The organism is Robiginitalea sediminis (assembly GCF_002198115.1).
Taxonomy (GTDB): Bacteria; Bacteroidota; Bacteroidia; order Flavobacteriales; family Flavobacteriaceae; genus Robiginitalea; species Robiginitalea sediminis.
Window position 1 is genome coordinate 157,506 of record NZ_NGNR01000004.1, and the last position, 26,341, is coordinate 183,846.

The following is a 26,341-nucleotide window of genomic DNA, read 5'->3' on the forward strand; positions in this document are numbered from 1 at the left end:
GGGCTTCTGGGCGGAAAAGTTATTCACGCCCTGTTGACAAGTTCCGTTTCCCCGGAAGGCAAATAATCGTATTTTTAAACCCTTAACTCTTATGTGAAAATGGGCAAAACCATTGCTATTGCAAATCAGAAGGGTGGGGTTGGAAAAACCACTACCACGGTAAACCTGGCCGCCTCCCTGGGGGTACTGGAGAAAAAAGTCCTGCTCATCGATGCAGATCCGCAGGCCAATGCCACCTCCGGCCTGGGGGTCGATGTGGAAGAAGTTACCCTGGGCAGCTACCAGTTGCTGGAACACACCTGCCCGGCCCAACAGACCATAGTCCCCACCAATTCCCCCAATGTAGACCTCATCCCGGCCCATATAGACCTGGTTGCCATCGAAATTGAACTGGTGGACAAGGACAACCGGGAATCCATGCTCAAAGCGGCTATTGCGGACATCCGGGACCAATACGACTATATCCTGATCGACTGCGCCCCCTCCCTGGGCCTGCTGACCCTCAATGCCCTTACCGCTGCCGATTCGGTCATCATCCCCATCCAGTGCGAGTATTTCGCCCTGGAGGGACTGGGCAAACTGCTCAATACCATCAAGAGTGTACAACGCATCCACAATCCGGACCTGGACATCGAAGGGATGCTGCTTACCATGTACGACAGCCGCCTTCGCCTTTCCAACCAGGTGGTGGAAGAGGTGCGCAAGCATTTTGCAGACATGGTCTTCGAAACCATCATCCAGCGCAATGTCCGCCTGAGCGAAGCCCCCAGCTATGGGGAAAGTATCATCAAATACGACGCCAGCAGCAAGGGCGCGGCCAATTACCTGAATATGGCCAACGAGCTGTTGCAGAAGAACAAACAAACCGTCTAAATGGCAAAAGCGACTAAGAAACAGGCCCTGGGCCGCGGGCTTTCCGCCTTGCTGAAAGACCCGGAAAACGACATCCAGTCCGTCTCCGACAAAGGCGCCGACCAACTGGTGGGCAGCATTGTGGAGCTGGACATGGAGAGTATCGAGGTTAACCCCCACCAGCCCCGGACTAATTTCAATGACGAAGCCCTGGAGGAACTCGCCACTTCCATCCGGGAGCTGGGCCTGATCCAGCCCATCACCGTCCGCAAGCTGGCCTACAACCGGTACCAACTGGTCTCCGGGGAGCGCCGTTACCGCGCCTCCCAGCGCATAGGGCTCAAACAGATCCCGGCCTACATCCGTATTGCCAACGACCAGGAATCCCTGGAAATGGCCCTGGTGGAAAACATCCAGCGCCAGGACCTGGACCCGGTGGAAATCGCGCTTTCCTACCAGCGCCTCATCGACGAGGTGGGCCTAACCCAGGAGAAACTCAGCGAGCGCGTTGGTAAAAAACGAAGCACTATTACCAACTACCTGCGCCTGCTGCGCCTGGACCCCATTATCCAGACCGGGATGCGGGACGGGTTCATAAGTATGGGTCACGGACGTACCCTGGTCAACGTAGACAGCCGGGCAGACCAGTTGGAAATCTACGAGCGCATCCTGGGCGAAGGGTTATCCGTGCGCCAGACCGAAGCCCTGGTCCGCCGCCTGCAGGAAAAAGCAGTGGAAGGAAAGAAAGCGGCCCGGAAGACAGCTGCCCTCCCGGATTTTGCCGAGGATGGTTTGGAAATACTGAAGGCTTACTTAGACGCCCCCATCTCCATCCAGGCTTCCGGGAAGGAAAAGGGGAAAATCACGATCCCCTTTCACAGCAAGGAAGAGTTCCGACGGTTGAAAAAACGCATCACAGGTGCCTAAACCCCTACTCCTGGCCACCCTGGCCTTCATTCTACTGGGGCCCCTGTGTCAGGCCCAGCAGGAATCCGATGCGGATTCCCTGCAGCAGGACCTGGCCCGCAAAGGGGTACGGGTGGAACAGGTGGAGAAAAAGGCTATCAACCCCCTGGCACCCAGTAAGGCCGCCTTTTACTCGGCCGTCTTGCCCGGGCTTGGGCAGGCCTACAACAAAAGGTACTGGAAAGTGCCCATCGTATGGGGCGCCATAGGAGCCGGCACCTACATTTACCTCTACAACGATGACTTGTACGACCGGTTCCGTACCGCCTTTAAAAGGCGCCGGGCCGGCTTTACCGACGATGAATTCTACGACCTGACCCCTTCGGACGGGGTTGCCCCGGCCACGCCGGACTTCTCGGACGATGCCCTCCAGGACGCCCAGGAGCGCTACCAGCGCGACCGGGACCTGGCCCTGTTGGTCACCATCGCCCTATATGCCCTGAACATCATAGATGCCAACGTGGATGCCCACCTGCGGCAATATAACGTAGACGAAAACCTGAGCGTGGATTTCCAGCCCTACCTGGAAGTAACGCCCATTACCAACGACCCCCACTATGGCATGGGGGTCACCATACGCTTCTGAATTATGCGCATTACCTTGCTGGGCTACGGCAAAATGGGACAGATGATCGAGAAGATCGCCCTGGGGCGGGGGCATACCATAGCCGCACGCGTAGACGGGCCACAAACTCATATACCCTTCGACCAAACCGATGTCGCCATCGATTTCAGCAGCCCGGAAGCCGCTTTTGACAATATTACCCGCTGCCTGGAGGCCGGGGTCCCGGTGGTATCCGGCACCACAGGGTGGTTGGAGCGCTACCCGGAGGCCTGCCAGAAGGCGGAAGAAACCGGGGGCGCCTTTATCTACGCCTCTAACTTCAGCTTAGGGGTTAACCTCTTTTTTGAACTCAACGAACGTCTGGCCCGGCTGATGGAAAAGGCACCCGGCTACCAGGCCCATATAGATGAAACCCACCACACCCAGAAACTGGACGCCCCCAGTGGAACGGCCATAACCCTGGCCGAAGGGGTCATCCGAAACAGCCCCTACACCGGGTGGGCCCTGGAAAGGGCCACCACGGGGGAAATCCCCATCCGGTCCCACCGCATTGGCGACACCCCGGGCACGCATACGGTGACCTACGAATCCCGGGTAGACCGAATTGAAATCACCCATACCGCACACAACCGGGAGGGGTTTGCCACCGGGGCCGTGGTTGCCGCCGAATGGATTCTGGGAAAAAGCGGTATTTTCGAAATGAAAGATGTGTTAAACCTCCGTTAAGCCCTTGGCCGTTTAGGCCTCGAAGGGCGTTCTTTGAAAGTAAAAGCCTTTATGAACTATACCCAGTGGATCCTTTTTATACTCCTTGTCCAGGTGGTTCACTTTTTGGGGACCTGGAAACTCTACCAGAAAGCAGGCCGCAAGGCGTGGGAAGCCGCCATCCCCATCTATAACGGCATTGTCCTCATGCAAATCATCCGCCGGCCCCGCTGGTGGGTGCTGATGCTTTTTATTCCCATCATCAACCTGTTGATGTTCCCGGTAGTCTGGGTGGAAACGGCCCGCAGTTTTGGGAAGAACCGCCTGCAGGATACCTGGCTGGTCTTGCTCACACTGGGGTTTTACCTCTACTACCTCAACTATGCGGAAGATGTTACCTATAAGAAAGACCGCGACCTGCACCCGAAGTCTGCCTCGGGCGAATGGGTGAGTTCCATTGTGTTTGCCGTAGTGGCTGCCACATTGGTGCATACCTATTTTATGCAGCCCTACGTGATCCCGACCGGCTCCCTGGAACGGACCCTCCGGGTGGGGGACCTGCTGTTTGTGAGTAAATTCCATTTCGGGGCACGGGTCCCGATGACTACCCTGGCAGCACCCATGGTACACGATACCCTGCCCGGCCTGGGGGTGCGCTCCTACCTGAAGAAACCGCAGCTGCCTTATATGCGGTTGCCCGGGTTCGAATCTGTGGAAAAGAACGACCTGGTGGTCTTCAGCTGGCCGGCCGATACGGTCCGGCAGTTTTTCCGGGCAGAAGCCGGGGTGGAAAAGCCCATCGACAAGAAATCCAATTACGTAAAACGTTGTGTCGGGACCCCGGGGGATTCGCTCCAGGTCATCGACGGCTATGTCTACATCAACGGGAAACAGCTCCAGCTCTCCGACAGGGCCCGGCCCATGTACGACTACAACGTGTACAGCCAGAAAGGGGTTTCCTCCCGCTGGTTGCAGGAAGTGGGGGCCGATGAGTACCTCCGGACCTATGTCTCGGAGACCCTGGGCCCCAACCAACTGAGGGTACTCTCCCCCTATTATTACCAGTACAGCAACCAGAATGGCCAGACGGTCCTGCTCACCCCTTCCGAAGGCCTGCCCCTGGAGGCCGTCCGGGCTGCAGGGGTGCGGCAGATCCGGGAAATTTCAACAAGGGAACGCACCGTGGCCCTTACCGATGCCATGGCTGAAGCCCTGAGGGGGGTATCGGGCGTGGATTCCGTGGTTCGCCTTCTGGAACCGGCAGGGGTAGCCGGAGACAATATCTTCCCCCAGCACCCGGCCTACCCCTGGAACAATGACCAGTTCGGGCCTATCTACATCCCGGGCAAAGGTGATACGGTAGCCCTGACCCCGGAGACACTGCCATTCTACAAGAAAATCATCCGCGACTACGAGGGGAACGAGGTATCCGTTTCCGGAAGGCAGGTACTGCTCAACGGACAGCCGGTAGAGCAATACACCTTCTCCCAGGACTATTTCTGGATGATGGGGGACAACCGCGACCATTCGGAAGACAGCCGCGCATGGGGGTATGTCCCGGCCAACCACATTGTGGGCAAACCGGTTTTCATCTGGATGAGTTTCGACAACTTCAACGCCGGGATGGCCAATTGGAAGCCGCGCTGGGACCGGATTTTCACCACCGTGGGCGGGTCCGGGGAACCCCGCTCCTATTTCCGGCATTTCCTGGTGGCCCTGGCGGCCTATTTCATCATCGATTTCCTGGTGCGCCGCAGGCGCAAGAACAGGAAAAAAGCCTGATTCGTGAAACCCGTCCTGCTGCACCCAACCTACTTCCCGCAGCCTGGTGTTATGGCCTGCCTGCTTCAGAGGGAGGTAGTCTGGGAGGTATGGGATAATTTTCAGAAACAGACCTTCCGGAACCGCTGCTACATCTGCACGGACCGTGGGAGGTTAATGCTCAATATCCCCATCCGCCATGTAGGGGGCACCACCGGTCGCCAACGCTACCGGGAGGTGGAACCGGACAATTCCTACCCCTGGCAACGCCAGCACTGGCGTACCCTGGAAACGGCGTACAGGTCCGCCCCGTTTTTTGAGTATTACGAGGCCGAACTCCGGCCGCTTTTTGAAACCGCCCCCCAGTCTCTTTTGGAATGGAATCTGGAAAGCACCATACTGCTCTGCGACCTGTTGGGGATCCCTTTCCCCGAGCAGGTCTCCTGGGATTTTCAGGAATCGCCCACCGGAGTCACCGACGGACGCCACCTGGTCCTGGCCAAAGGTTCGCCCGACCCCAACCAGCCCCCATACCATCAGGTATTCGAAGACCGCCATGGTTTCATTCCCGGGGTTAGTACCCTGGATTTGCTGTTCAATGAAGGACCTGCGGCCCTGGATTACATCCAGAACCTGAAAATATCGGTGGGTGCTTAGGTTCTCCGTCCATTACGGAATCCACTTCCTGCTCCCGGTGGCTGTTGCCTTCCTGTTGTTCCGGAAACAGCCCTGGCGGGCAGTCGTGTGGATGTGGGCCGGGATGCTCATAGACCTGGACCACCTGCTGGCCGATCCGGTTTTTGACCCCAGCCGCTGCAGCCTGGGGTTTCACCCCCTGCACAGCTATTGGATGGTCCCCGCCTATGCTGCTTTGGCCCTATGGCCTAAAACCAGGGTGCTTGGCCTGGGGCTGCTGATACATATAATGGCAGATGGGGCCGATTGCCTGTTGCAGGGTTAGTCCTCCTTCCCGGCTTTAAACAGGAAATCCTTCTCGGCCTGGCTCAGGCTGTCGTACCCGCTTTTGCTGATCTTGTCCAGAATGGTATCGATCTTGCGCTGGTGGGCGGCCTTGTCGTAGTCCGGGCCTGAAGCAGCGGGCTCCTTTTTTTTGCGGTAGACCGTTTTCATAGGGGCTTTGCGGGGCTTCCGCTCGAAGAGGCCTCCAATGGCATCGAGCATTTTGGAAAATCCGGCCCCGAGGTCGCCCCCCTGCAGGGAACGCCGGGCATAGAGATACCCCAGCAAGGCCCCGCCCAGGTGTGCAATGCGCCCGCCTGCATTATCGCCGGCCGGGATCATGATCAAATCCAGCAGGACAAAAAAGGCCCCGATGTACCAGAGTTTGATGTTGAAGAAAAAGACCCGGACCTCCTGCATGGGCATGTAGGTGCAAATAAAGATCAGGACGGCCATCACCCCTGCAGAAGCCCCTACGAGCGGGGACTGGCTTTGGTGGAAGGCCGGGAAGATATTATAGGAAGCCAGGAAAAACGCCCCACCCAGGATGACCCCGAGGAAATACACATTGATAAACCTCCGGGGGCCGAACAGATTCAGGAAAATCCTAGCCGTGTAAAACAGCAGCAGCATATTGAAAAACAGGTGCCACAGCCCCCCGTGCAGGAAGGAATAGGTTACGATGGACCAGGGCTGGGTCAGAAAATCGAAAAAATCGCGCGGGAGCTCCAGCCAGCCTTCCACCTGCCAGGGGGGAAGGGCCAGCAGAAAGGCCACCAGGCGGAATACGATAAACACCGCCACATTGATAACAATGAGTTTTTCGGCTATACTAAGCCGCGAGAACTGGTATTTTAATCCGCCTTGCATCTATAAATCCCAACGGTTATTGTTAAACTGGTTCCGCTTCCAGTACCACATCATCAAAAAGCCAAAGAGAGCCCCGCCTACGTGGGCAAAGTGGGCGATTCCCGCCCCGAAAATACTGTAGCCGGTTACTCCGGAGAACAAGTCCAGGCCAATCAATACCGGGATAAAATATTTGGCCTTGATGGGTACAGGCAGAAAGATCAGGAATAGCTCGCTGTTGGGGAAGGACATCCCAAATGCAACCAGGATACCATAGATGGCACCGGATGCGCCTACGGCAGGGCTATAGAAGGTATCGGCCATCTTCTGGACCTTCCCGGGGTCGGCCAGTTCCAGCCATGCCCTTGGGGCTTCCCCGCTCATAAGCAATTGCAATACATCCGATTCCGCCAACCCGGCATTCACCAGAGCTTCCACCCCCTGGTGCACCGTGTAGAGGTTAACCCCTGTATGGATAAAGGCAGCCCCGAGGCCGGCAGAAAAATAAAAAAACAGGAACTTACGCGTTCCCCACATCCGCTCCAGGGGCGAACCGAACGCCCATAGCGCATACATGTTGAAGAAAATATGCATGAACCCCCCGTGCATAAACATATGCGTCCCGATCTGCCACCAGGCGAAGTGCGGGTTCTGCGGATACCACAGGGCAAACCAGTCGAAAAGGCGGTCCCCATAAAGTGAGGTGGCCACAAAAAAGAGGATATTGATGATCAGCAGGTGCTTGATACCGTCTGTGAGTCTACCCATTGGGATTGAGTTTTTGGTCCAGCTCCTCCAGGGTGAGGGTGGTGTGGATGGGTTTTTGGAATGGGCTCAGGCCGGGTTCCCTAGAGCCAAAGAGGTCGTTGACCAGGGCCAATTGGGCCGCAGGCTCCATGGGGGTTCCGGCTTTGATGGCCAGTTGGCGGCAAAGGGCCTTGGCCATGCGGTCGCCCTGGGAGAAACCCTGTTCCCCCTCATGCTGCTGCCAGCCCGCGATGAGTCCGTCCAGGACACCGGGGGCCTCCCCTTCGGGAACCAGGGCCGGTAGGCCAATGATTTCAAGGGATTCGTCCCCAAATTCCCCGAAGCGGAACCCCATGCCCTCCAGGGCATCGGTCAGGGCTTCCAGCACGTGCATTTCTGCAGGGGTAAACCGGAGTTTCAGCGGAAAGATCAGGGTTTGTACCACCGGTTCCTTCCGGGTAATATTTTCCAGGAATTGTTCGTAGAGCACCCGTTGGTGGGCGCGGGTCTGGTCGATGAGCAACAATCCGGACTTGATCCGGGTTACGATGTATTTGCGCCCCAGCTGAAAGACCCCTTTCAGGTCCTGACCCTGAAGGTGGCTTCCCTCCAGCAGGGTTTCCTCAGGGGCGCCGGAGGGAATTTCGATGCCTTCTGGCTGGGGTTCGCCTACGGGTTGGGCCCCAAGGCCTTCATACAGGGCTTCCCATCCCGCCGTTTCCCGGGAGGCCTTGCGGGCCAGGCCACCCCCGGAGACCGGATCCGTAAAAGGGTTGAAATTACGGTCTACGCTTACCTTGGGGGCCTGGGCCTGCCTGTCCTTAAAGGCGTAAGGGGTTTCCAGGTTGTTGTCGTGGTCAAAATCCAGTACCGGCCGCACATTGAACTGGCCCAGACTGTGTTTGATAGCCGACCGGAGGATGGCGTAGAGGCTTTGCTCATCCTCAAACTTCACCTCCGTTTTGGTCGGGTGGATATTCACATCCAGGGTATGGGGCGGTACTTGCAGGAAAAGAAAATACCCCGGGTACATCTCGGCTTTGAGCAGGCCTTCGAAGGCAGTCATAACCGCATGGTGCAGATACGGGCTTTTAATAAACCGGTCATTGACGAAGAAATACTGCTCCCCCCGGCTTTTCTTGGCAAACTCGGGTTTGCAGATAAAACCCGAAATAATGGCAATCTGGGTTTCTTCGGAGACCGGGACCAGGCGGTTGTCCATACGGCTGCCAAAAAGGTGACCGATGCGCTGGCGCAGTTTGGCCCCCGGCAGGTTGTGGATCTCGTTCTCGTTGTGCACGAGTTTAAAGGAAATCCCGGGGTGGGCCAGGGCAACCCGCTGGAATTCCTCCAGGACATGGCGGAATTCCACCTTGTCCGATTTCAAAAAGTTTCGTCGGGCAGGGATATTAAAAAAGAGGTTTTTGACACTTATGGAGGTGCCCACCGGGGCCACCGCCGCTTCCCGTGCCTGGATTTCGTCTCCCGCAATGCGCACGTGGCATGCCAGTTCATCCCCTTCCTGGCGGGTTATCAGCTCTACCTGGGCAATGGCCGAAATCGATGCCAGGGCCTCACCCCTAAACCCTTTGGTGGCAATCCGGAACAGGTCTTCCGCCCCGCTGATTTTAGAGGTGGCATGACGGCGGAAACAAAGCCCGGCATCCCCTTCGGACATGCCGCAGCCATCGTCCACCACCCGGATCAGGGCCTTGCCCCCATCCTTTACGATGAGCTCGATTTTACCCGCCCCCGCATCTATGGCATTCTCCAACAACTCCTTCACCACGGAAGCAGGGCGCTGCACCACTTCCCCGGCCGCAATCTGGTTGGCCACATGGTCGGGTAATACGTGAATCCGGTCTGCCATTATTTCGGGAAAAAAATGGAAAGGTCAAAGTCCAGCAGGTACAAGGCCAGCAACAAAAGGATGGCCAATACCAGGTAGAACCGCAATTTGTAATTCCTGTCTCCCTTTTGGCGGGAATCTGCCATGGCGCGTTTCCACCGGGATTTAACGCCCCCCTGGGGGCCGGCCGTAGACCGGAAGCGGTCCAGACGATGTTGGATTTTAAAGGGGTTCCCCTCTCCTTTATCGTCGTAATACCTGGGGGTATAACCGTATTTTTTATTCTTGCGAAGCCGTGAAAATCGTCCCATAGTATAGCTTCAAAAATACTGAAAATAGGGACTTCGCCGGAGGAGGCAGTGCCAAAAAATGTTAACAGTCCCCTGGGGAAAGCCGCCCTAGAGGGTAGCCATCTGAATGGCGGCCACCGCCGCTTCCACACCTTTGTTTCCGTGCTTGCCCCCGCTGCGGGCTCGGGCTTGTTCCCAGGTATCGTCCGTCAGGACGCAGAAGATTACCGGGACATCGGTTTGGAGGTTCAGGTCCATGATTCCCTGGGCCGTTCCCTGGCACACAAAATCGAAATGGGCCGTTTCTCCGCGGATTACGCTGCCAATGGCGATAACGGCATCCGGTTTCTCACGGGCAATCATCCGCTTACAGCCAAAGGGGAGTTCAAAACTACCGGGGACATCCCAGCGGAGGATTTGCTCTTCAGGCATCCCGCAACTGCGGAGGGTTTGGTAGGCGCCGTCTGCCAGGGCTCCGGTAATCTCCGCATTCCAGCTGGAAACCACCAGCCCTACCCGAAGGCCCGTGCAGTCCGGAAACCCTGCGGGTTCATAGTCGGAAAGATTCTTTCCGGCAGTGGCCATCAGTTTCCTTTTTTGGCCATACCGATGAAGGCTTCCACGCCAGTGGCCTGGGCGGCATCCGGGAAGTCTTCCTTGATGCGGGTGAAGTATTCCAGCGCCTTGTCGAACTGCTGGAGCTCAAGGGCTACAACCCCGGCTTTCTGCAGGTACAGGGGGGTAGTAAAGTCGTTCTCATCCTGGCGGATGGCTTTCTCGTAGTACTCCAGGGCATCGGCCGGCTGGCCCAGCTCCAGGAAGGCATCGCCTATTGCGCCCTGCCCGATGGGGCCCAACATGGCATCGTCGGACCGGAAGTCCTCCAGGTAAGAAACAGCCTGATCGTACTGGTTCAGGTGCAGGTAGGAAACCCCTGCAGCGTAGTTGGCCAGGTTGGCTGCCTTGGTGCCTGAGTATTCGTCGATGATATCCAGCAAGCCGTATTTTCCTTCGGCCCCATTCAGGGCCAGGGTGTATAGCGAATCGGCAAGGGCCTCGTTCTGCTGGGCTTCCTGGAAATACTGCATGGGGAAGAACAACTCGTTGCTGGCAGAAGCCTCCCGCGGCTCCTGTACAAAGCTCTGATAACCAAGGTATCCCAAAACACCCACGGCGATAATCCCGATGATGCCCAGAATATACGTCTGGTTGCGGGCTACCCATTGCTCGGTTTTGGAGGCCCCGGTATCCAGGCTGCTGAACACCTCTGCCGTGGTACTGTCGCTCCGTTGCTGCTCTACCGCTTCGGACTTGTTCGCCGGCTTGTGCCCCCGCTTTTTGTATGTCGCCATTTTTCGTATTATTGGTCGCGCAAAAATACAGGTTTTATCCAAAACCGAAAGTCAAATTATTCGTTATTTTACAATAATTTGAACCCCCCGCCACAGGCCTATCCCTATGCATCTAAAGCATTTGAGTTTACTGAATTACAAGAATTTTGAATCGGCCGAATTCGCCTTCGACGCCAAGATAAATTGCCTTGTGGGACCTAATGGTGTGGGTAAGACCAATGTTCTGGATGCCATCTACCACCTGGCTTTCGGAAAGAGCTATTTCAACCCAATTACCACCCAGAACCTCCGCCACGGGTCGGACTTTTTTGTCATAGACGGGAGTTTCCAGGGCAGCACAGGGGAACAGCATATTGTCTGCAGTTTCAAAAAAGGCGCCAAAAAGGTACTCAAGCGCAATGGTAAGGCCTACGACCGGATCTCCGAACACATCGGGGAGGTGCCTTTGGTTATTGTTTCACCGGCCGACCGGGACCTGATTGTGGAAGGGAGCGAGACCCGCCGGAAATTCATGGACGGGGTCATCTCCCAATCGGACCGCGACTACCTGCGCGACGTGCTGGACTACCACAAGGTCCTGGCACAGCGCAATGCCCTGTTGAAGTATTTCGCGGCAAACCACCGCTTCGATGCCGAAACCCTCGGGGTCTACGATACGCAGTTATCCGGGCTGGCCGGGCGCATCCACAACAAGCGCACGGCCTTTATGGAGGCCTTCCGCCCTATTTTTGCCCAGCAATACCGGGCCATTTCCGGGAGGGACGAACCGGTTACCCTCAGCTATGACAGCCACCTTACAGCCGGGCCCTTGCAGGGTCAGCTGCAGGCCAGCCTGGAAAAGGACCGCGTATTGCAGTATACCACCCGCGGGGTGCACAAAGACGACCTCAGCATGGAGATCGACGGGCACCCGATTAAAAAATTCGGCAGCCAGGGGCAGCAGAAATCCTTCCTGATCGCCTTGAAGTTTGCCCAGTTCCAGTTTATGAAGCAACAGGTGAACCGCATGCCCCTCCTCCTGTTGGACGACATCTTCGACAAGCTGGACGAACACCGCGTTTCACACATAGTTGGGCTGGTCAACCAGGAACAGTTCGGGCAGATTTTTATCAGCGACACCCACCCGGAGCGGACCGAAGCCATCGTTAAAGCCATACACCAGAGTTATGTTTCCATCCGCCTGTAAATACATACTGATTTTGGCCCTCATGCTGGCCGGGTGCAAGGACCTCCCCGGTCCGGACCAGGTGAAGCATTTGGACGGATACTGGGAAATCGCACAGGTGGAATTCCCCGACGGGGGTACCCGGGATTACCCGGTAAACACCACCGTAGACTACTACCACCTGGAAGGTCGGAAGGGCTATCGCAAAAAGCTCCAACCCAATGCAGACGGGACGTTTGCAACCTCCGATGACGCCCTCCCCCTGCAGGTTGTGGTGCAAGACGGGGCACTAATCCTGGTCTTTGAGAGCGATTCGGGGACCTGGGAGGAACACGTGGAGGCCTTAACCCCTGAGGAAATGACCCTGATGCACGGCAACGGGCTGCGCTATCGCTACCGGAAATACGAACCTATTAACCTGAACCCCTGATGCCAAGAAAGGACGAAGAACAAAAACTGGGGGATGCCCTTAAAGGCTTCATCAAAGCCCATGGGCTTCAGAAGGGGCTGGACCAGGTCAATATTTCAGAAGCCTGGGCCGAGATCATGGGCCCCGGGGTTGCAGGCTATACGCGGAAGGTACGCCTCAGCGGGGGCACCCTGCGGGTAGACCTCACCTCTTCCGTACTCCGGGAAGAGCTCAGCCTGGGCAACCGCAAAATCGTGGAGATGCTCAATGCGCGTATGGGCAGGGAGGTGGTAGACCAGCTAATCCTACAATAAAAAACCCCGGGCAAACACCCGGGGCTGGTTTTTTCAGTTTCTCTGGGATCGTTTAGGAAAAAATTTCCCGTCCGGAGAAATGGAAGGCGCATTCAATGGCCGCGTTGTCGTCGCTGTCCGAACCGTGGATGGCATTTTCCGCAATGTCCGTGGCGTACATTTTCCGGATGGTTCCTTCGGCTGCCTCTGCCGGATTGGTGGCCCCGATAAGGGCGCGGAAATCCTCAACGGCATTGTCTTTCTCCAGGATGGCTGCCACAATGGGCCCACGGGTCATGAAATCCACCAGCTCTCCGAAAAACGGGCGCTCCTTGTGGATGGCGTAAAATTCCTGGGCATCGCGCCGGCTTAGCTGGGTAAATTTCATGGCGATGATCTTAAACCCAGCGGCGGTAATCTTCTCCAGTATGGGTCCGATATACCCGTTGTCTACCGCATCGGGCTTGATCATGGTAAAGGTTTTGTTTCCCGTCATTTCAAAAAATTTTGTGCAAAAGTACGGTTTCTATTCCCATCCCACAACTAATACTGTTGTTGGAGGGAGGCCAGTACCTTGCTGCTGTCCCCCACGATTTCCATCTGCGCCATGCCCGTCTTCGGGCTCAGGCGAAGCAGGCCAAAACTCTGCCTGGCCACCACCTCCCCTACCCGGTAGGGGTTGGGCTCCCCACTGAAACCGCTGTAGACATGGGTAAGGCCACTGCTGGTGAAATCCACAATGGGGTACCGGAGGGTATCGGCCTCCAGGCGGGAAAACTCGGAAATATGCCGATCGCCGGACAGGAGGATGACCCCCCGGGCCCCGGACTGGGAAACCAGCCTCAGGAGCCTGTCCCGCTCATGGGGCATGTTGCCCCAGCCTTCGAATCCGTGTTGGTCCGACAGGACCTGGACGCTGCTGACCACCAGGTTGAAATCGGCCCTGGAAGACCTGAGCTGGGCCTCCAGCCAGCGCCATTGCGCCTCTCCCAGCATGGTCCCCTTCCCGGAAGTGTTGGGGACATACCTTTTGGTCCCGGTTGTGTCCGGCGTAAGCGCCGAACGGTGGTAGCGGGTATCGAGCAGGATAATCTTTACGGCAAACCCCTCATGACGAAAGGTCTCGCTGTGGTATACCCCCGGGCGCAACCGCCTGGGGTCGCTGGCTGCCACCCCGAGAAAATCGAGCAGGACCTGCTGGCTGGAATCGCGGGCCTGGAATTCGGCACCCCCGTCGTTCAGGCCGTAGTCATGATCGTCCCAGGTGCCCAGAATTGGGACCTGCGCACGTAGTGCAACATACCCGGGCACGGAGTCCTGCCGTCGAAAAGCCTGGCGCAGCAGAGGGATGCTGTCTGTATCGGCATAGACGATATCCCCACCCCATATCCAGACATGGGGGTTGGCGTCCAGGACATCATCCCAGAGGGTGTTGGGCAGCTCGCTGCGGTTACAGGAACCAAAGGCAATTACAAAATCTGGCGCCGGGGGTTGCTCCGGCTGGGTTTGGCGGGTTTGGCACCCGACCATCAATAGGACGGCTGTCCACAGGCAATACTGGCTTCTCATACGATTGGTCTCAGGCCCTAAAAGTACCGATTCCGGGGCAGCCGGTCAATAGAATAATCGTATCTTTGACCGCATGAATACTGCTGCGATCCAGGCCCTGCGCCCGTTGTTATCCACCTCCCGGAAGATTGTACTGGTCCCCCACAAAAACCCCGACGGCGACGCCATCGGGTCCTGCCTCGGATTGTACCACTACCTCCGGGCTCTGGGGCACCAGGCTACAGTAGTGGCGCCAAACGACTTCCCGCAATTCCTGAAATGGATGCCCGGGGCGGAAGCAGTCCTGGTATACGAGAAAGACCCCCGGGCCGGGAAAGCAGCCATCGCGGACGCCGAGTTGGTTTTTACGCTGGACTTCAACGCCCTGGACCGGTGCGGGGACCTGCAGGTTCCCCTGCAAAAGGCCTCAGCAACCTTTATCATGATTGACCACCACCAAAGCCCGGACAATTATGCCCAGGTGCAGTACTCGGACGTCCAAATGAGTTCTACCTGCGAAATGGTGTACAATACCATAGAAGCGCTTGGCGGCTTGGACCTGCTGGATGCCGGGGCCGCATCCTGCCTGTATGCCGGGATGCTTACCGATACCGGCTCCTTTAAGTTCCCCGGGACCACCCCCCGGACTATGCGGGTGGCTGCAGACCTCATGGAGCGCGGGGCCCCGCATTCGGAAATCCACCGGAACATTTACGATACCAACCGGCCGCAAAGGCTTCAGTTGCTGGGCAGGGCCCTTTCGAACCTGGTCATTTTACCGGAATACAGGACGGCCTATATCACCCTAAGCCAGGAAGAACTGGATGCCCATGGCTTCCAGAAAGGCGATACCGAGGGGTTTGTAAATTACGGACTCTCTGTAGACGGCGTGGTCCTGGCTGCTATTTTTATCGAGAACCGGGACGAGAAGATCGTCAAGATTTCCCTTCGTTCCCAAGGGGATTTTTCGGTGAATGACATGGCGCGCAAACACTTTAATGGCGGGGGTCACATCAATGCCGCCGGGGGCCGGAGCGAGGAATCCCTGAAGGATACCACCGAGCGTTTCGAGCGCATCCTGGCCACCTATAAAAACGAATTGCAGGCTTCATGAGAACATCCGTTTTAGTTCTTTTTTCGATTCTGGCCTTCGGTTGCCAGGAACCGCAGGCCCGCTGGCCTGTGGAATCTAAAGGGGGCACCTTCCTGAAGGTGTCGGCCGAACGCAACCGGCGACTCCTGGAGCAGGAAGAGGCCCTGATGGACCGCCTTACCGAAGAAGATTCCCTGCACCAGTGGATTACCAGTTCCAGCGGCAGCCGGTATTACTACCTTCAGCAACAGGAAGGCAATGGGGCTCCCGCCCAGCCGGACGATTTGGTCACCCTTTCCTATAACCTATTGACCTGGGCCGGGGATACCCTGTACACAGCCGATGAAATAGGCCTTATCCGATACAAGGTAGACAAACAGGAACTCTTCCCGGGCCTCCGCCACAGCGTGAAACTCCTCCGGGAAGGCGAAAGCGCGGTGTTCCTGTTTCCCTCATCCCTGGGTTACGGCTACCACGGGGATGATCAGCGCATTGGCCCCAATCTCCCCCTGAAGGCCACCCTGCACCTTCTGAAAATCGAAAAAGCAAAAGATACAATAGCATCCAATCCTTAAATTCATGAACAGAATCCTGATTATCCTAGTATTGGCCGCTACCCTGGGTACGGCCTGCAAATCCAAGCAATACGCAGACCTCGGCGACGGGTTGTACGCCTCCATGCGTACCACCGAAGGCGAAATCGTCCTGAAACTGGAAGCGGAAAAAACCCCGGTTACCGTGGCTAATTTTGTCTCCCTGGCCGAGGGTACCAACCCCTTTGTGAGCGAGGAATTTAAAAACAAGAAATATTACGACGGGCTTATTTTCCACCGGGTCATCAAAGACTTTATGATCCAGGGGGGCGACCCCACCGGCACAGGCCGGGGCAACCCCGGATACCGGTTTGCAGACGAGTTCCACGACTCCCTGGTACACGACCGCAAGGGCCTTTTGTCTATGGCCAATGGTGGGCCCGGCACCAACGGCAGCCAATTCTTCATCACCCACGCCCCTACCCCTTGGCTCGATGGCAAGCATACCATCTTCGGGGAGGTCGTCCGGGGGATGGAGGTGGTGGACTCCATCGCTACTGTGGAGGTCAACGCCCAACAGGGCAACCGCCCGGTTCAGGACGTGGTCATGGAGGAAGTCTCCATCATCCGCAACGGGAAACAGGCCCGGGAATTCGACGCCGTCCAGGTCATAACAGACTACTTCGAGGCTGAAAAAGCCCGCGAGGCGGCCCAGAAGGAGAAACTGGCAAATTTCCTGGAAGAAATAAGTGCCCAGAAAGAGCAGGCCCAAACCCTGCCTACAGGCCTGGCGTATCTGATTATTGAAGAAGGGACAGGCGACCAGCCGGTGGTTGGCAACAAGGTATGGGTCGATTATGCCGGGTGGCTCGAGGACGGGACCCTGATAGACACCAGTGAAGAATATATTGCCGAAACCTTTGGCAGGACGGAAGACCTGGCGCGCCTGCACGGGGGCAAGTTTGGCCCCGTAGCCATGGATTACAGCCCGGATTCCCCGCTTATCCCCGGCTTTAAGGAAGCCCTGCTCCAAATGAAGGTGGGCGACAAGTGGCGGGTCTTTATCCCGCCCCACCTCGGGTGGGGAGAACAGGGAGGCGGCCCGGTTCCGCCCAATGCATCCCTGGTCTTCGACCTGAAAATTACAGGGATCCAGCAGTAACGCCTCTTAAAGACCAAAAACCAAAGAGCCCCGGATTCTCCGGGGCTTTTTGATTATGCCCCGATGGTTGCGAGGACGTCTTTGAGGTAGCCCCAGAATTTCTGGGTAGAGGAAATGCTGGCGCGCTCATCCGGGGAATGGGCCCCCAGGATGGTGGGGCCAAAACTGATCATGTCCATATCCGGGTAGTGCCCTTTAATGATGCCACATTCCAGCCCGCCATGGCCGGCTACCACTTTGGGCTCATCCCCGAAAAGCGCCTGGTACCGGTCCTGGAGGACGCGAAGGATTTCCGAATTGGGGTCCGGCGCCCAGCCGGGATAGTCGCCCCCTGTTTCGGTATGGTACCCGGCCAGGTGGAACACCGCCTCCAGGCTCTGCACCAGATCGGCCTTCCGGCTTTCCCGGGAAGAGCGGGTCAGACACCCGATCTCGATGCTGCCTTCCCCGGCCTTTACCCGGGCCAGGTTGTTCGAGGTTTCCGTTTGATCGGGAAACTGATAGCTCATATAATACGGGCCGCTGAGCACCCCGCTGAGGCAGCGCAGCAGGTTTTGCCCATCGGGTTGGGGTATGACCACTGCCGGTGCCACGGTGGTTTCGATTTCCAGGTCCAGTCCGGGTTCCACGGGGGCAAAATCTTCCTGTATCCCTGCAAAAGCCAGGCGAATTGATGCTTCAAGGGTACCGGCCTGCTCAGACGGCACGGCCAGAAGGGCCCTGGCTTCACGCGGGATGGCATTGCGCAAATTGCCACCGTCGAAACGGGAGAGGAGGGCATCGGTCCCCGGCAGGACTTCGGCAAACAGGCGGGTCATGATTTTGTTGGCATTGCCCAGTCCTTTGTGGATGTCCATCCCGCTGTGTCCGCCCTGTAACCCGCTGACTTTGATTTCCAGACCCACATGACCGGGTGGGCAGGGCTGGGGGGTATATGTGGCTGTTGCCGTCAGGTCTACCCCCCCGGCACAGCCTACGTTGAGCTCGTCGTCTTCCTCCGTATCCAGGTTGAGCAGGATCCGGCCATTCAGCCAGTCTGGGGAAAGGTTTTTGGCCCCGGTCATCCCGGTTTCCTCGTCTATGGTAAAGAGGGCTTCCAGGGGCGGGTGGGAGATGGTGTCCGACTCCAGCACCGCCATAATGGCGGCTACCCCCAGGCCGTTATCGGCACCGAGGGTAGTTCCCCGGGCCTTGACCCAATCGCCTTGTACCACCATCCGGATCCCGTCCGAATCGAAATCGAAGTCCGTCCCTTCGTTTTTCTGGTGCACCATATCCAGGTGGGCCTGTAGCACCACAGTGGGCCTACCTTCCATCCCGGGGCTGGCCGGCTTGCGGATGCACACGTTCCCACAGGCATCCGTATCGGTTTGCAGGCCCAGGGAGCGGCCAAATTCCTCCATAAAGGCAATCACCCGCCCTTCCTTCTTGGAAGGTCGGGGCACGGCGTTGAGGGCTTCAAAATGTTTCCAGACAACCTGGGGCTCGAGGGCGGAAAGGGGGGTACTCATATCGCTTTGTTTTTTTCAAAATTAGGAAATACCCCCGAGCCCCTGCCGCCGAGAATGCCTATTTTTGAAGCCATGCGCAAGCGAATCCTCAACATCCTGGCCATAAGCCTGCCCCTTCAGGTAGCAGGGGTTGCCTGGGCCTCTGCCAACCCGACTTGGGTGGAACGCTATTACAGCCTGGGGCTCTACCCATACCTTTCCGGGTTCTTCCGGTGGCTCTACGGGTGGGTACCCTTTTCCGTGGGAGACCTCCTCTACCTTGGGGTTGGGGCCTGGGTCCTGGTCCGGGTCTGGCGCTACCGCAGCAGGTTGAAATCGGACTTCTGGCAATTGCTGCGCGATGCTATCGCCGCCTTTGCGGTGGTTCACTTTACCTTTTACCTCCTTTGGGGGATGAACTACTTCCGCCAACCCCTGCGGGAAACCATGGCCCTGGAGGAAGCCTATACCCAAAGCGAATTGAAGGCATTTACCCAGGCCCTGGCCAAGGCCACCAATGCCCTGCAGCGCGAACTTGCCGGGGACTCCCTCCAACCGGTAGCCGTCCCCTACTCCCGGGCGGAGATACAGGAAAAAACCATTGAGGGATATCGCGATCTGGAAGCCCGTTTCCCTGAGCTTGCCTACCGCAGGCCCAGCCTGAAGCCTTCCCTCATCAGCGGGGCCCTCTCCTATATGGGGTATGGGGGCTACCTCAACCCTTTTACGGGCGAGGCCCAGGTAAATGCCCGCCTGCCCCTGTTCCGGTACCCCGTGGTGTGCGGCCACGAGGTGGGCCACCAACTGGGCTACTCGGCCGAAAACGAGACCAATTTTATCGGCTACCTGGTCAGCGTATACCACCCGGACCCCTATTTCCGTTACTCCGCCACCGCCTTTGCCCTGAGTTATTGCCTCTCCGAGCTTCATGCCAATAGTCCGGAACGCGCCAAAGAGGTGCTGGACAGCCTGACCCCGGGGGTACGGGCCAACTACCAGGAAGTCCGGGATTTCTGGGAGTCCTATGCCAACCCCCTGGAGCCGGTTTTCAAGGCCGTCTTCAACACTTACCTGGAGGCCAACCGCCAGAAGGATGGCATCCGAAGCTACAACCGGGTAGTCTCCCTGATGCTGGCCTACCACCGGGAAGTACCCCTTGACGGGTTCTAAATGTTTTGTTAAAACCACTCCCTGCCCACAGGTTACGCTGCGGTATCCCTTATTTTTAGTCGGCTAATTCAAAAACGACCCAAAACATGAAATGGAAACTCGCCATCCCAGCCCTGTTATGGCTGGGTGCCATCGGCTATGGCCAGGACTATTACCCCAAAAACGACGGGGTGAAGGCCAGCGATGAAAATTACACGGCTCTTACCAATGCCCGGATCCACGTCAGTGCGGACCAGGTCATCGACAACGCCACCTTGCTGATCCGAAAGGGGAAGGTGGAACAGGTAGGGGCTTCGGTCCGCATCCCGGAAAACAGCGTGGTGCTGGACCTCGGGGGCAAACACATCTATCCTTCCTTTATCGACGTCTTTTCGGACTATGGGATTGAAAAACCCAAACGGGCGCCCGGAGGTGGCCGCACGGCCCAGTACGAGTCCACCCGGGAAGGGTTTTACTGGAACGACCACATCCGCCCGGAACAGCAGGCACTGGAAGCCTATTCCTTCGATGCCAAAGCAGCCGAATCGCTCCGAAAACTTGGTTTTGGCACCGTCAACAGCCATGTGGCTGACGGAATCGCACGGGGTACCGGCGTATTGCTTTCCCTGAACCCTGAAGGGGGGGAAGGCCAACGGGTGCTGGACGACGTTTCCGGCCAGTACTTTTCCTTCGAGAAAAGCGTAACCTCCCGCCAGTCCTACCCCACCTCATTGATGGGGGCTATGGCACTGCTGCGGCAGATGTATCACGATGCTTCCTGGTATGAAAAAGGAGGTGCCTCCAACACCGACCGGTCCCTGGAAGCCCTGCTGGCCCAACGGGGCCTGGTGCAGTTCTTTGCCGCAGCGGATAAGGAAAACATCCTGCGGGCCGACGGCATCGGGGATGCGTTCGGGGTACAATATGTGATCCATGCCGGAGGGCAGGAATATGAAAACATAGACGCCGTTAAGGCTACCGGCGCTGCCCTGGTCGTACCGCTGGATTTCCCGGAGGCATTCGACGTTTCGGACCCCTACCAGGCGGGATACATCTCCCTGGCCGATATGAAACACTGGAACCAGGCCCCTACCAACCCTAAGGTCCTCCACGAGAACGGGATCCGGTTTGCCTTTACCCTCAACGGGCTCAAGAAACAATCGGATTTTATGGAAATGGTGCGCAAGGCCATAACCTATGGTCTGCCGGAAAGCGCAGCCCTGAGGGCGCTGACCTCCGAGCCGGCGCGCCTGCTGGGCAAGGCCGACCAGATCGGGTCGCTGCAACCCGGGCGCCTGGCGAACTTCCTGATTACCTCCGGACCGGTCTTCGACAAGGAGACCACCCTGTATGAGAACTGGGTACGGGGCCAGCGGGATGTCCTGGCGGACATGGAGCAAAAGGATATCCGGGGTACTTACAGCCTGGTAACCGGAGGCAAGACCTTTACCCTCGAGGTAGGTGGCAAGGCCGGTTCCCCCAGCCTGAAAGTCAAACGGGACACCACAGACCTGAAAGGAAAAATCGGGTATACGGGAGACTGGGCGAATATTTCCTTCTCCGACGGGGAGGACCGCTACCGGATGGCTGCCCGCGTAAGGGAAAACACCGCAGACCTGCAGGCCAAAACAGTACTGCCCAATGGTCAGGAAACCCGGCTGACCCTTCGCAGGACAGCCGCCTATGAAGGCGACAAACCCAAGGAAGGGGAGGAAGATTCTGCCCCGGAAGTGTTGCCGCTGACCTACCCGAATGTGGGGTACGGATACAGCAGCCTGCCCACACGGCAGGACGTACTTTTCCAGAATGCCACGGTCTGGACCTCCGAGGATGCCGGTATCCTGGAGAATACCGATGTACTGGTACGGGATGGCAAAATCGCCCGGATCGGGAAGGGCCTCTCGCCCGGAAGGGCCAGGGTAATCGATGCCAGCGGGAAACACCTTACGGCCGGTATCATTGACGAACACAGCCATATTGCCGCCCTTTCCATCAATGAGGCCGGCCACAACTCCTCTGCAGAAGTCAAGATTTCGGATGTGGTGGACGCCGAGGACGCGGACATCTACCGCAACCTGGCCGGGGGTGTGACCTCCATCCAGATCCTCCACGGATCGGCCAACCCCATTGGGGGGCGTTCGGCCATCATCAAGCTGAAGTGGGGCAAGCCCGCCTCGGAACTCCTCTACGAGGATATGCCGAAGTACATCAAATTCGCCCTTGGGGAAAACGTCAAACAGAGCAACTGGCAGAGTTATTCGCGTTTCCCCCAGACCCGTATGGGCGTGGAGCAGGTCTTTATGAACTACTTCCAGCGCGCCAAGGAGTACCAGGCGAAGAAGGCATCCGGCAAACCCTTCCGCTACGACGAGGAGATGGAAGTCCTGGCGGAAATCCTCCGCGGGGAGCGCTTTATCAGCTGTCACTCCTATGTGCAGAGCGAAATCAATATGCTTATGAAGGTGGCCGAGAAAATGGGCTTCCGGGTCAATACCTTCACCCATATCCTGGAGGGGTATAAGGTGGCCGATAAAATGGCCGCGCACGGGGTGGGAGGTTCCACGTTTTCGGACTGGTGGGCCTACAAATTTGAAGTGCTGGATGCCATCCCCTACAATGCGGCCATCATGCACAACCAGGGCGTAACGGTAGCCATCAATTCCGACGATGCCGAAATGTCCCGCCGCCTGAACCAGGAGGCTGCAAAAACGGTCAAATACGGAGGTATGAGCGAGGAAGAAGCCTGGAAAATGGTGACCATCAACCCGGCGAAACTCCTGCACCTGGACGACAGGGTGGGCAGTATTGCAGAAGGTAAGGATGCCGACCTGGTACTCTGGTCGGGACACCCGCTTAGCGTGTACTCCAAGGCGGAGAAGACCTATATTGAAGGAGTCCCCTATTTCGACCTGGAACAGGATGCCCAAATCCGGTCCCGGATGGAACAGGAGCGCAAAACCCTTATCGGCATGATGCTGGATGAAAAGGACGGGGGGGCCAAACGCACCCCTAAGATGAACCGCAAAGAACGCCTGCACTGTGACAGCCTCTAACCCAATACGAAACGCAAGAAGACCCATGAAACCACACTATATAGTAATCGCCTTGTTCCTTTTCCTTGTGGGAGCTCCGGGGAATGCCCAGCAAACCCCTGCCCCGCCGCAGGAAGGAACCATCAGTATAACAGGGGCTACCCTGCACCTGGGGGACGGCAGTATTATCGAGAACGGCACCCTGACCTTCACGGATGGGACCATAACCGCGATAGGCGCAGACGTGGCCCCTGCAGGGCGCGTCATAGACGCTTCCGGGAAGCATGTATACCCTGGCTTTATTGCCCCTATTAAGTCCCTGGGGCTTATAGAAATCGACGCGGTCCGGCCTTCGGACGACGAAGATGAAATAGGGGGTATGATCCCGCATGTGCGGAGCCTTATCGCCTATAACGCAGAATCCAAAGTCGTGGAAAGTATGCGCCCCAACGGGGTGTTGCTCGGGCAGGTCACCCCTCAGGGCGGTACCATTTCCGGCACCTCCTCCATCGTCCAGTTCGACGCCTGGAACTGGGAGGATGCGGCCGTGAAAATCGATGACGGGATCCACCTGCACTGGCCACGGTCCTTCCGCCGTGGGCGGTGGTGGCTCGGGGAACCCCGCGGGTTGCAACCCAACAAGGATTACGCCGACGAGCAGGTGGAAATCCTGGACTTTGTCCGCAGCTCCAAAGCCTATGGCACCGGGGCCAATGCCGACGTAAACCCGGCCTACCAAGCCATGCAGGGCCTTTTCGATGGCAGTAAGAGGCTTTATGTCTATGCCGACGGGGAGCGGGAAATTATCGATGCTATTACCGCCCTAAAGGAGGCCGGTATTTCCAAAGTGGTCCTGGTGGGGGGCTACCAGGCCTATAAAGTGACCGATTTTCTGAAGGAGCACAGCATCCCTGTACTGGTGTCCGAACCCCATGCCCTGCCAGCGATGGAAGACGACCCGTACGACCTCCCCTACCGCCTGCCGAAAATGCTGGTAGATGCCGGGCTGTTGGTGGGGATCCAGAACGAGGGGATGGCCAACTTCCAGACCCGTAACCTGGCATTTTATGCCGGCCATGTGGCCGGACAGGGCCTGGACCGGGAAAAGGCGCTGCAACTCATCTCAGGCAATACGGCCAAAATACTGGGGATAGACGACCGCTACGGTACCCTGGAGGCAGGTAAAAGTGCTACCTTATTCATTTCCGAGGGCGATGCCCTGGACATGCGCACCAACCTGCTCACCCATGCCTTTATAGACGGGCGGGAACTCTCCCTGGAAACCCACCAGACCGAACTCTGGAAGCGGTACTCCGGGAAGTTTGCCCGGCAGTAGGCGGCAATACCTTATCTTTGAAAACGGAACAGCAAGCTGTTCCGTTTTTTTATGCCCGCTCCCATCAAACATATCAGCAGCATCCAAAATGCCGAAGTACGGCAGTTGCAGCATTGGAACCAAAAATCCCGCGACCGGAGGAAGTCCGGAAGGTTCGTCCTGGAAGGCCTGCGCGAACTCACCCTTGCCCTGGAAGGGGGCTACCGGGCCGAACGGTTTTATTTCTGCCCGGAAATCCTGGGCGAAGATGCCCTGTATGCCCTCCCGGGAGCGGAACAAGTCCCGCTTACCAGCCTGAGCCCGGAGGTATACAGGCACCTGGCCTACCGCGGTAAAACCGAAGGAGTGCTCGCCGTAATGCACACCAAAACCCATGGGCTGGACGATCTGGTATTCCGCAGGGAAGCACCCCTGATCCTGGTGGCCGAGGCCCCAGAAAAACCCGGTAACATCGGAGCCCTCCTGCGCACAGCAGACGCTGCGGCCCTGGATGCGGTTATCATTGCGGACCCAAAGGGGGACGTATACAACCCCAATGTAATCCGCTCCAGCGTGGGTTGTCTGTTTACGGTTCCCGTTGCCGTGGCTACCTCCGAGGCAGTCCTCGAATTCCTGGCTGCGCGGGGCATTCAGGTGTTGGCGGCCTGCCTGGGGGGCAGTACGCGCTACGACCTGGCCGATTACAGGACCCCTACGGCCATCGCCGTGGGTACCGAAGCCACCGGCCTCACCGAAAAGTGGCGTACCGCAGCCCGTACTGCGGTGGAAATCCCCATGTCCGGTGTTATCGATTCCATGAATGTTTCGGTATCTGCGGCCATCCTGGTTTTTGAAGCCCTCAGGCAACGGGGTTTTGACCAGGGCAGCCACCTTTAATCAGGGTGCGATTTGTCGGAAAAGTTATCCAGACCCCTGAAAATTGGTTACTTTGGTCTCCCAGCCCAAACCTGAGACATGTCGGCAACCTTCCTGCTATACCTCATTGCAGGCATCCTGTTGGTCCAGTATGCCATAGACACCGTATTGGAATACCTCAACGCCAAGCGGTTCGACGCCCCCCTGCCCCCTGAGGTGGCCGGGTTATACGACGAGGCGGAATACCGGAAATCCCAGGAATACAAGAAAGCCAACTACCGCTTTGGCCAATGGTCCTCGGCCCTTTCCACCTTTGGAATGCTCGCGTTTCTCCTGTTGGGCGGTTTCGGGTGGATAGACGCCATGGCGACCTCAGTAAGCACACACCCTCTCCTGCAGGCTCTTGCCTTTTTCGGGATTGTCTTTGTCCTCTCCGATTTGCTCACCACCCCATTAAGCTATTACCACACCTTTGTCATTGAGGAGCGTTTCGGCTTTAATAAGACCACCCCGGCCCTGTTCTGGACCGACAAATTAAAAGGGTGGCTATTGGCCCTGGTTGTTGGCGGAGGCCTGCTTACGGCCATCCTGGTGTTCTATCAGTGGGCCGGTAGCGGGTTCTGGCTCTACGCCTGGGGGCTGATTGCGGTATTCAGCGTGGGGATGAACTTGTTCTACAGCCGGCTGATTGTCCCCTTGTTTAACCGGCAGGAGCCCCTGGAAGACGGGCCCTTGAAATCGCAGATTGAGCAGTATGCACGGAAAGTGGGATTTGAGTTGAAAAAAATCTTCGTGATAGACGGATCGCGCCGGTCCACCAAAGCCAATGCCTACTTTTCGGGGTTTGGCAGCCAGAAACGCGTCACCTTGTATGACACCCTGATCCGGGACCTGGAGCAGGAGGAGGTGGTTGCCGTCCTGGCCCATGAGGTAGGGCATTACAAACGGCGGCATATCCTGATCAATTTGCTGGCCTCCATCCTGTTAACGGGGATAACCCTCTATGTGCTGTCGGTTTTTGTCAACCACCCGGAACTCTCCCTGGCGCTGGGGGTGAAAAACCCCAGTTTCCATGCAGCCCTGTTGAGCTTTGGCTTGCTCTACAGCCCGATTTCTGAGGTCACGGGCCTGGTGATGAATTATTTCTCCCGAAAGTTTGAATTCCAGGCGGATGCGTATGCCCGCGAAACCTATGCCGCGGAACCCCTGATCCGCTCCCTGAAAAAACTCTCGCGCAACCACCTGAGCAACCTCACCCCCCACCCTGCATACGTGGTGGCCCATTACTCCCACCCCCCGCTCGCGGCCCGAATTGCCCACCTGAAATCCAGGCCCGAACCAACGCCCCCCATCGCCTGAGGCGGCCCGAATCTTTTGCTT

Annotated in this window: 27 protein-coding genes; 18 read left to right on the forward strand and 9 right to left on the reverse strand. The window is 57.3% G+C overall.

All coding sequences use genetic code 11. The features are described 5' to 3' along the window. Nucleotides 1–99 precede the first annotated feature (99 nt). From CA832_RS13185 to CA832_RS13215, 7 genes are read left to right on the forward strand one after another with little or no spacing between them, the layout of a single operon-like run. Nucleotides 100–873: a ParA family protein gene (locus CA832_RS13185; RefSeq protein ID WP_088342110.1), complete on the forward strand. Its 774-nt coding sequence runs from the start codon at nt 100–102 to the stop codon at nt 871–873. Further along, on the forward strand, nt 874–1,779 hold the full coding sequence (locus CA832_RS13190) for a ParB/RepB/Spo0J family partition protein (RefSeq protein WP_088342111.1): 906 nt from the start codon (nt 874–876) through the stop codon (nt 1,777–1,779). It abuts the gene before it with no gap. After that, nucleotides 1,772–2,404, forward strand: coding sequence for a DUF5683 domain-containing protein (locus CA832_RS13195; RefSeq protein WP_088342112.1), 633 nt, complete (start codon nt 1,772–1,774; stop codon nt 2,402–2,404). The genes CA832_RS13190 and CA832_RS13195 overlap by 8 nt, the downstream gene beginning before the upstream one ends. Before the next feature lie 3 nt (nt 2,405–2,407). Further along, complete coding sequence (dapB, locus tag CA832_RS13200) at nt 2,408–3,109, forward strand: 4-hydroxy-tetrahydrodipicolinate reductase (RefSeq protein WP_088342113.1); 702 nt, start codon at nt 2,408–2,410, stop codon at nt 3,107–3,109. A 51-nt stretch (nt 3,110–3,160) separates the two neighbouring features. Next, entirely contained in the window at nt 3,161–4,870 is a 1,710-nt protein-coding gene (gene lepB / locus CA832_RS13205) for a signal peptidase I (RefSeq protein WP_088342114.1), read from the forward strand. A gap of 3 nt (nt 4,871–4,873) precedes the next feature. After that, nucleotides 4,874–5,506 (forward strand): WbqC family protein, encoded by a 633-nt coding sequence (locus tag CA832_RS13210; protein WP_233131818.1) that lies wholly within the window; start codon nt 4,874–4,876, stop codon nt 5,504–5,506. Beyond that, the gene (locus CA832_RS13215; RefSeq protein WP_088342116.1) at nt 5,499–5,810 is read left to right on the forward strand and encodes a DUF6122 family protein; all 312 of its coding nucleotides are present in this window, start codon (nt 5,499–5,501) and stop codon (nt 5,808–5,810) included. The genes CA832_RS13210 and CA832_RS13215 overlap by 8 nt, the downstream gene beginning before the upstream one ends. Here CA832_RS13215 and CA832_RS13220 read toward each other — a convergent pair. The 6 genes from CA832_RS13220 to CA832_RS13245 all read right to left on the reverse strand — a co-directional run bounded on the left by CA832_RS13220 (nt 5,807) and on the right by CA832_RS13245 (nt 10,896). Further along, nucleotides 5,807–6,679 (reverse strand): rhomboid family protein, encoded by an 873-nt coding sequence (locus tag CA832_RS13220; protein ID WP_088342117.1) that lies wholly within the window; start codon nt 6,677–6,679, stop codon nt 5,807–5,809. The two genes, CA832_RS13215 and CA832_RS13220, sit on opposite strands and share 4 nt — an antisense overlap. Continuing rightward, the gene (locus CA832_RS13225; protein WP_088342118.1) at nt 6,680–7,426 is read right to left on the reverse strand and encodes a rhomboid family intramembrane serine protease; all 747 of its coding nucleotides are present in this window, start codon (nt 7,424–7,426) and stop codon (nt 6,680–6,682) included. It abuts the gene before it with no gap. Beyond that, nucleotides 7,419–9,275 carry a DNA mismatch repair endonuclease MutL gene (gene mutL / locus CA832_RS13230; protein WP_088342119.1) on the reverse strand — a complete coding sequence of 619 codons (1,857 nt, stop codon included), beginning with the start codon at nt 9,273–9,275 and terminating at the stop codon, nt 7,419–7,421. The genes CA832_RS13225 and mutL overlap by 8 nt, the downstream gene beginning before the upstream one ends. Then, nucleotides 9,275–9,565 carry a riboflavin synthase subunit beta gene (locus CA832_RS13235; RefSeq protein WP_088342120.1) on the reverse strand — a complete coding sequence of 97 codons (291 nt, stop codon included), beginning with the start codon at nt 9,563–9,565 and terminating at the stop codon, nt 9,275–9,277. Before CA832_RS13235 ends, mutL begins: the two co-directional genes overlap by 1 nt. Before the next feature lie 87 nt (nt 9,566–9,652). Continuing rightward, nucleotides 9,653–10,129: a 6,7-dimethyl-8-ribityllumazine synthase gene (gene ribH, locus CA832_RS13240; RefSeq protein ID WP_088342121.1), complete on the reverse strand. Its 477-nt coding sequence runs from the start codon at nt 10,127–10,129 to the stop codon at nt 9,653–9,655. Further along, nucleotides 10,129–10,896 carry a tetratricopeptide repeat protein gene (locus CA832_RS13245; RefSeq protein WP_088342122.1) on the reverse strand — a complete coding sequence of 256 codons (768 nt, stop codon included), beginning with the start codon at nt 10,894–10,896 and terminating at the stop codon, nt 10,129–10,131. The genes ribH and CA832_RS13245 overlap by 1 nt, the downstream gene beginning before the upstream one ends. A gap of 106 nt (nt 10,897–11,002) precedes the next feature. On the opposite strand from CA832_RS13245, the gene recF reads away from it, so the two are divergent. Genes recF through CA832_RS13260 form a run of 3 tightly spaced genes read left to right on the forward strand, consistent with a single transcriptional unit; the run spans nt 11,003 to nt 12,784 of the window. Beyond that, entirely contained in the window at nt 11,003–12,082 is a 1,080-nt protein-coding gene (gene recF / locus CA832_RS13250; protein WP_088342123.1) for a DNA replication/repair protein RecF, read from the forward strand. A 13-nt stretch (nt 12,083–12,095) separates the two neighbouring features. After that, nucleotides 12,096–12,491, forward strand: a complete 396-nt coding sequence (locus CA832_RS13255; RefSeq protein WP_143542397.1) for a hypothetical protein — start codon at nt 12,096–12,098, stop codon at nt 12,489–12,491. Then, entirely contained in the window at nt 12,491–12,784 is a 294-nt protein-coding gene (locus tag CA832_RS13260) for a DUF721 domain-containing protein (protein ID WP_088342125.1), read from the forward strand. The genes CA832_RS13255 and CA832_RS13260 overlap by 1 nt, the downstream gene beginning before the upstream one ends. Nucleotides 12,785–12,836: 52 nt before the next feature. Here the strand turns inward: CA832_RS13260 and CA832_RS13265 are convergent, their stop codons facing one another. Both CA832_RS13265 and CA832_RS13270 read right to left on the reverse strand, forming a co-directional pair. After that, nucleotides 12,837–13,259: a nucleoside-diphosphate kinase gene (locus CA832_RS13265; protein WP_088342126.1), complete on the reverse strand. Its 423-nt coding sequence runs from the start codon at nt 13,257–13,259 to the stop codon at nt 12,837–12,839. Nucleotides 13,260–13,306: 47 nt separating this feature from the next. Beyond that, the gene (locus CA832_RS13270) at nt 13,307–14,332 is read right to left on the reverse strand and encodes an alkaline phosphatase D family protein (protein WP_088342127.1); all 1,026 of its coding nucleotides are present in this window, start codon (nt 14,330–14,332) and stop codon (nt 13,307–13,309) included. Nucleotides 14,333–14,405: 73 nt separating this feature from the next. Here CA832_RS13270 and CA832_RS13275 point away from each other — a divergent pair, with 73 nt between their 5' ends. Genes CA832_RS13275 through CA832_RS13285 form a run of 3 tightly spaced genes read left to right on the forward strand, consistent with a single transcriptional unit; the run spans nt 14,406 to nt 17,099 of the window. Beyond that, on the forward strand, nt 14,406–15,425 hold the full coding sequence (locus tag CA832_RS13275; protein ID WP_088342128.1) for a DHH family phosphoesterase: 1,020 nt from the start codon (nt 14,406–14,408) through the stop codon (nt 15,423–15,425). After that, entirely contained in the window at nt 15,422–15,979 is a 558-nt protein-coding gene (gene gldI / locus CA832_RS13280; protein ID WP_088342129.1) for a gliding motility-associated peptidyl-prolyl isomerase GldI, read from the forward strand. The genes CA832_RS13275 and gldI overlap by 4 nt, the downstream gene beginning before the upstream one ends. Nucleotides 15,980–15,983: 4 nt before the next feature. Beyond that, nucleotides 15,984–17,099 carry a peptidylprolyl isomerase gene (locus CA832_RS13285; RefSeq protein WP_088342130.1) on the forward strand — a complete coding sequence of 372 codons (1,116 nt, stop codon included), beginning with the start codon at nt 15,984–15,986 and terminating at the stop codon, nt 17,097–17,099. 53 nt (nt 17,100–17,152) lie between these two features. Here the strand turns inward: CA832_RS13285 and CA832_RS13290 are convergent, their stop codons facing one another. Beyond that, a complete protein-coding gene (locus tag CA832_RS13290; RefSeq protein ID WP_088342131.1) occupies nt 17,153–18,610 on the reverse strand; it encodes an aminoacyl-histidine dipeptidase in 1,458 nt (485 codons plus the stop codon). 72 nt (nt 18,611–18,682) lie between these two features. On the opposite strand from CA832_RS13290, the gene CA832_RS13295 reads away from it, so the two are divergent. The 5 genes from CA832_RS13295 to CA832_RS13315 all read left to right on the forward strand — a co-directional run bounded on the left by CA832_RS13295 (nt 18,683) and on the right by CA832_RS13315 (nt 26,320). After that, on the forward strand, nt 18,683–19,759 hold the full coding sequence (locus CA832_RS13295; RefSeq protein WP_088342132.1) for a DUF3810 domain-containing protein: 1,077 nt from the start codon (nt 18,683–18,685) through the stop codon (nt 19,757–19,759). An 86-nt stretch (nt 19,760–19,845) separates the two neighbouring features. Further along, nucleotides 19,846–22,791, forward strand: a complete 2,946-nt coding sequence (locus CA832_RS13300) for an amidohydrolase family protein (protein ID WP_088342133.1) — start codon at nt 19,846–19,848, stop codon at nt 22,789–22,791. A 25-nt stretch (nt 22,792–22,816) separates the two neighbouring features. After that, nucleotides 22,817–24,106: an amidohydrolase family protein gene (locus CA832_RS13305; RefSeq protein WP_088342134.1), complete on the forward strand. Its 1,290-nt coding sequence runs from the start codon at nt 22,817–22,819 to the stop codon at nt 24,104–24,106. A 51-nt stretch (nt 24,107–24,157) separates the two neighbouring features. After that, entirely contained in the window at nt 24,158–24,982 is an 825-nt protein-coding gene (locus tag CA832_RS13310) for a TrmH family RNA methyltransferase (protein ID WP_088342135.1), read from the forward strand. Between the two features lie 78 nt (nt 24,983–25,060). After that, the gene (locus tag CA832_RS13315) at nt 25,061–26,320 is read left to right on the forward strand and encodes a M48 family metallopeptidase (protein ID WP_088342136.1); all 1,260 of its coding nucleotides are present in this window, start codon (nt 25,061–25,063) and stop codon (nt 26,318–26,320) included. Nucleotides 26,321–26,341: the final 21 nt, after the last annotated feature.